Annotated in this window: 2 protein-coding genes and 1 pseudogene; 1 reads left to right on the forward strand and 2 read right to left on the reverse strand. The window is 45.3% G+C overall.

The window, feature by feature from the left end:
* Both ACYVRH_RS10910 and ACYVRH_RS10915 read right to left on the reverse strand, forming a co-directional pair.
* Positions 1 to 269: pseudogene (locus ACYVRH_RS10910) on the reverse strand (hypothetical protein); the annotation flags it as partial.
* 7 nt (positions 270 to 276) lie between these two features.
* Positions 277 to 2,676: a GH36-type glycosyl hydrolase domain-containing protein gene (locus ACYVRH_RS10915; protein ID WP_461256943.1), complete on the reverse strand. Its 2,400-nt coding sequence runs from the start codon at positions 2,674 to 2,676 to the stop codon at positions 277 to 279.
* Positions 2,677 to 2,722: 46 nt separating this feature from the next.
* On the opposite strand from ACYVRH_RS10915, the gene ACYVRH_RS10920 reads away from it, so the two are divergent.
* Positions 2,723 to 4,536: IS1096 element passenger TnpR family protein (locus tag ACYVRH_RS10920; RefSeq protein ID WP_461256944.1), on the forward strand; the 1,814-nt coding region annotated here is incomplete at its 3' end.

Consider the following 4,536-nt stretch of genomic DNA (forward strand, 5'->3'; position numbering starts at 1 on the left):
TCTTTGTTTTTTGTACATCGTAAAAAAGACTCAAAGAATAAACTTTCCAATGTGTTTTTCCCTACATAATTAGGAAAAATTATCGCTAAACTTTCATTGTCAATGGTTGTTTCATTTTTATCCCATGCGTCTAAATGTGAGTGTAAATTAAGATAGTTAGATATTTCCTCTTCATCTGGAATATAAAAAAATAATTCATCTGCCTCTTGCGAAAATATTTTTGTTGAGAAGCAGATAAATATTAATAACATCGCTTTTCGTAAAATCATATACACCTCACATTTCCAAAATTATCTCGTTCTCCGCTTTCAATATCGAAGCTGGAATATAATTGCCTTCCATTGCCGCTCCGTTGACAGTCAGTTTTTTACAACCGCTTTCATGCCCCTCGGGGTTATTCACTTTTATGTTAAGTTTTTTGCCTCGAAAAACTTTTTCCATTGTAAAAGATTTCCACTCTGAGGGAATCGCTGGCGACAAACGCAGTCCGTCAATGTCCGGCCTCAATCCTAAAATGCCTTCTACGCTGCCGACCATTACTGTGCTTGCGGTGCCTGTCAGCCAATGAACATGACTGCGCCCTTCAAACGGGCTGTCTACGCTTTCCGTGAATTGCGAGTAAACATACGGCTCCACAAGGCGCGTGTCGGCAATTCCGTTTTGCGCGGCGGGACAACTTTCCAAGTAATATTCAACGGCGCGATTTCCGCGTCCAAGTAACGCTTCGGCAAGAATTATCCAGCCCTGCGATTGCAGGAAGATGCCGCCGTTTTCTTTGGTTGAGGGGTTAAAGAGCAGGGCAAGCGCACCGTCAAACGCGTGCTTGCGGTAAGCTGGAGCCATAAGGCGCGCGCCGTATTTTGTGTTTAGTTCCTTATGTACTAAATCAAGTATCGCTTTGCCGCGCTCGTCATCCGCGAAGCCGCTGATTACCGCCCAACTCTGCGGATTAAGCCAGATGTTCGCTTCAGGGTCGTCTTTCTTTCCGACTGTAACATCATTTTCAGTGATGCCGCGCACAAAGCGATCGTCTTTCCAACAGCGCTCTTCGATAATTTTTCCAAAACGGTTTTTTTGCTTCGTCATTTCTTTTTCTGTCGCGGAGTCCTTTTTAAATTTTGCAAAACGGATCATTATTTCAAACGCGTAGTACAATTGGAACGCGACAAATACGGAAACGCCCTTAGCTCCAAGGCGAAGGCAGTCATTCCAGTCAGCGTGAAGTCCCGCCGGAAGCCCGTGTATTCCCAAATGGTTAAGTGAAAAGTCAATTGCTTTTTTCAAGTGGTTGAATAGCGTATCTTTTCCTTTGTCGGCGTAGGGGATTACTTCGTCTAACAAAGCGGTATTGCCTGTCTCGGCAATGTATTTCCAAACAGTGGGGAAAAGCCATAACGCGTCATCGGCGCGATAGGACGGGTGTCCTGTGCTTTTGCTGTAGGATTCGTCTTCGGGTTTGTCTTCGTGTCCGGGGTTGTGACTGTACTTCACAAGCGGAAGAGCGCCGCCGTGGTTCACTTGGGCGGAAATCATGAACTTGATTTTTTCAAGAGCCATATCGGGATCAAGGTGAATGATGCCCTGAATATCCTGCACCGTGTCGCGGTAGCCGTAACCGTTGCGCTGTCCGCAGTAAATTAACGAAGCCGCGCGAGACCAGATAAATGTAATAAAACACTGATAGGCGTTCCATGTGTTGATCATGTTGTTAAAATTTTCATCTGGAGTTGTAACTTTAAAACTGCCCAATTTCTTGTGCCAATAATTTTTTAATTCGGCAACTTCAAGGTCGGGAAGATTTGAATCCTCGTAACGGGCAACCAGTTCTTTTGCCTGCGTATCACGTTTTTGTCCAAGTAGGAAAACGCACTCAGCGCTTTTGCCTGGCGCAATATCGAGTGTTGTGTGCAAAGCGCCACAGGGGTTCATGTTGTAGTTGAGCGTGCCGTCAAGTTTGCCGTTTTCTACAGAAACAGGGTTTCCGTAGTCATGGTAGTTGCCTAAGAATTTAGCGCGGTCGCCGCAGTAACTTGCAACCTTCGCTCCGGCAAGGCCAAAGAAGCGCGTTTCTACGCGGCTTTCGTTGACGGCGTTTAGGCAATTCTCGTTAATGGTTTGCAGGATAAATTTTTCCTTAAAATAAGTCCGTGTAATAAACTGCGTATATTGAAGGTTTACCTGATCCTGCTCATAAAAACTTTCGCAGGTAAATTCGACAAAACCAAAGACGGATATTTTTCTTGCCTTTGCGCCTTTGTTGGTAATTTTTAGCCGCCACACTTCGTAATCCGCGCAGTGCGGCACGTAGTAGCAGACCTCAGAATGGATGTCTTTGTAATCGGCTTCCAACTGGGTGTAGCCCGTGCCATGACGGCAGATCGACTTGTACTTGTCAAGCGGTTTGCCGACAGGCTGCCAAGACGCAGACCAGTAATCGCCGGATTCGTCATCGCGAAGATAAATGTACCGACCGGGACGGTCCTGTTCGTTAAAGCGGTAACGGATCAGCCGCCCTGCCGCGCCGCTTTTTACAAAACTGTAACCTCCGGCATTGTTGGAAATAATCGCGCCATACTCAGGAGACCCAAGATAATTCGCCCAAGGAGCCGGCGTATCCGGCCTGTCAATTACATATTCCCGTTTTTCAGAATCAAAATAACCATACTGCATTTTCATTTCTCCATATTGATTTTATAGGTAAATTTATTTTATCATAAATTAAATGGATTTAGAACAGGAAGAAGCGCTTTATGAATTTCTCGAAAACGCCAACGAGCCGTTTACTCTGGACGATATTACAGTCTATGTGCAGGCATCCGGGCAGAAGCCGAGCAAGCAGCTTGCGAAGGAAATAGGCGCTTATCTTGACGTTAGAAAAATCGCTTTCAGAAAAGATAATAAACATTGGGTTTCGCGTAAAGCGTGTTTTGAACCGGCAGTGTTTGTTATTACTCCCTCACGGCTTGAATTGCTCAATGGCATTTTAATTCCCGGACACCGTTGCGTCCCCTTTGCCAATCCGTTGACTTTGCCAAACTGTTACAAATTTTTCTGGAAGGGCGAGCCGATACCCGTAACAACCACGGAAGCTCCGCCTGAGGAATTGTATCCTTACTACTGCGTATACGGCGAAGAATTCGCCCCTCAGTATATCGCAAGGGACAATCCTGAAAATGAAGAATCGTTCAATGCCGATCCTTACGAAGATCCGCCGGAAGTGTCGATACATACGCTTGATATGCGCGGCATATACCGTGAATGTTCGTTTGTGCCGGGAGACATTTTTATTGTCCGCATTATTAACTGGAATGAATGTCATTTTGAATTGGAAAAAGTACAGAAGGATAAATGGTCGCACGCTGATTTGGACAAGTGGCAGGAAGCCGCCGAAATCGGTTTTGAAAGCAGTTTTGCCCTGCTAGGGCCTGGCGCAAGCACCGAGGAGCAGATTGCTTTCGCGTACTGGTACGGCGGAAAACGCATGAGGGAAATACCCGCTTATTCTCTGGAAGAATTTTTATATGAGAAAACAAACCGAATTGATACCGTGCCTTATGGCATAGAAACCCGTTTTTGGTTCGCAGGAAAAGAAATTCCCGACAGTACGAATCTTCAAAATTATACGGTTCCGCCCGATAGGACATTCATAGAAGATTTGCTCTATGAAAAAAATATACCCATTTCCGAATTTGTGATTCTTTCGTATATTAGAGATTCTTTTTATCGTAACGAAAAATATGTTGACCTTGTAATTAACCGTTTGGTCCCCCCCGTTGTCCATCTTGATGAAATTGAGTGGGATTTGTTAGCTGATTACATCAGTGAAAGCATGGAAGATTTTTACAAAGGATACTCGCTCTTTTTGGATCAGGGCGCGGGTCCCGTCCGTCAGCGGGTTGCGGAGCTTCACACCGCCGTTATCGAACTTTCCGCTAAATTGCAAAAAGGCGAGATTGAAGCCGCGTGGCTTCCTCGGCACACCTTCATCGTGCTTTCGCAAATTCAAGGGCACGCTGCGGCTTTATTGGAAGACTTGGCTTTTGACGAGTCTCCTTCTGACAGTGACATCGCGGCGATGGAAAACGCGCTGGACAGCATGATAGATACTTTTACCGATATTAAAGAATTAATAAATACCGCTATGGATAATTTTAGAAGGAGCAACCTTACGTTGATTCATGGCGGGAAGACATCTGAAAATTCCCAGGATCAGTTTTGGCGGATGATACAGATCAGCATTTCAGGGCTTGAAGTCTGGCGGAGGGCGATTATTTCGCATGAATGTACAATGGAAGAACTCCACCGCCTGATTCAGATAGGCATGAATTGGAACGGTACTTTGCGTTTCCGCTTTTACTGCGATACGCCTGACGGGGGCAGGGAATATCTGCACGATAAAGTTAAGTTATGTGACATTGATTTCCACGGCAAGAAGGAACTTGTCTACGAATACGGTCCAAAGTGGAACGTAAAAGTTATTTTAATGTCATCGTATCAGCCCGCCAATAACGAAGTTACCCGTTTTGTAGCGGGTGA

Source organism: Treponema sp. R80B11-R83G3 (assembly GCF_054786115.1).